At 53.8% G+C, this 301-nt stretch carries 1 protein-coding gene; it reads left to right on the top strand.

Going from position 1 to position 301, the window contains the following annotated elements; all coding sequences use genetic code 11:
• Positions 1–301 (top strand): hypothetical protein (locus V5T57_RS20740; protein ID WP_332893178.1); only part of this gene is annotated, 301 nt, incomplete at both ends.

Raw genomic sequence — 301 nt, 5'->3', positions numbered from 1 at the left:
TCTCAGTAACGGATGCGGGTACGGTTGCAGAACTCTCCGCTATTGATGCTGATACTAGCGGTACGGTGACCTACGGTCTGGGTGTTAAGGATCAGGCCTCAGCTCTGGCTGCGAATACCAACAGCTACGTAACCGGCTCTTATGATGTATCGGTAACGGATGCGGGTACGGTTGCAGAGCTCTCCGCCATTGACGTAGATACCACAGGCACTGTGACCTACGGCATGGGCCTGAAAGATCAAGCCTCAGCCCTGGCCGCCAACACCAATAGCTACGTAACGGGTTCTTATGACGTATCAGT

Source organism: Magnetococcus sp. PR-3 (assembly GCF_036689865.1).
In the GTDB taxonomy this organism is placed as follows: Bacteria; Pseudomonadota; Magnetococcia; order Magnetococcales; family Magnetococcaceae; genus Magnetococcus.
The sequence above is the reverse complement of the archived record's forward strand: the minus strand, read 5'-3'. Positions and strand labels throughout refer to the sequence as shown.